A 749-nucleotide genomic window follows, 5' to 3' on the forward strand; every position below is an offset into this window, starting at 1 on the left:
TTTATCCATTTTTAGATAAAAAGAACGAGGAATTTTGTCCGTTTTTTGAGGACAGCAGGGGAATTCAATCGCTGCTGACGAATAAAAAGCGAGAATAAGCGAGGGAGAAAAAAGAAAACCCGACTTGGTATGCAAGTCCCCATTTATTGTTTATATGGCTTTAGCACCAAACTCTAAAAGCTCTCTATCATCACTTTGTTGCCCCCTGATCAAGTGACTTCCACGTATCATGTTCCGACATTTCACTTCCACGAGTGATTGTATATTTTTGATTAATCCCTTGTTTCTCATCGTAAAATGAATAATCGTTCCATCAAAGCCGAAATCCCTCCCCTTTTAAAATCGTCTGAATGATAGACTTTAATATAGGCGGGAGGTTCCTTTCCCGCTTCTTCCATATAAATACGGCGAATTTCCGCTTCCGTCAAATGATCATATTCTAACGCCATGATTCTCGCACGCAACAGATCGGTATCTAACACTAAGTTTTGCGGCATGATGCTCTCTCCCTCAATCTTGAAATTTAATAGAGTGCATTAACATTTTTGCTCGTTCCTCTTCTTTCCCTATATCGATGTGACATTTCTTATTTATATCATCACAACCAATTGTATATATAAATTGCACTGCTTGATGACTATGATTCGATTTAATATAGGCAAAAAACTTGTAGACAACATCCTGCTTTCCATTGATCGATGTATGCTGTTCGTTTTTAGCGAAATAAATCGTCACCTTATCTCCTTTCA

The 749-nt window shown here is 37.8% G+C and carries 2 protein-coding genes and 1 pseudogene; all 3 read right to left on the reverse strand.

Annotation, left to right across the window (positions count from 1 at the left end; genetic code table 11):
- Positions 1-190 precede the first annotated feature (190 nt).
- Positions 191-277: a hypothetical protein gene (locus tag DSM465_RS20215; protein WP_317135450.1), complete on the reverse strand. Its 87-nt coding sequence runs from the start codon at positions 275-277 to the stop codon at positions 191-193.
- A gap of 10 nt (positions 278-287) precedes the next feature.
- Positions 288-497: a DUF6792 domain-containing protein gene (locus DSM465_RS20020; RefSeq protein WP_011886768.1), complete on the reverse strand. Its 210-nt coding sequence runs from the start codon at positions 495-497 to the stop codon at positions 288-290.
- A gap of 13 nt (positions 498-510) precedes the next feature.
- Positions 511-749, reverse strand: a pseudogene (locus tag DSM465_RS20025) (hypothetical protein); the annotation flags it as partial.

Origin of the sequence: Geobacillus thermodenitrificans subsp. thermodenitrificans DSM 465, from assembly GCF_000496575.1 — a bacterium.
GTDB lineage: Bacteria > Bacillota > Bacilli > Bacillales > Anoxybacillaceae > Geobacillus > Geobacillus thermodenitrificans.

Excerpts from the sequence above, each read along its gene's own strand:
- DSM465_RS20020 (WP_011886768.1), bottom strand. The coding sequence starts at position 497 with ATGCCGCAAAACTTAGTGTTAGATACCGATCTGTTGCGTGCGAGAATC.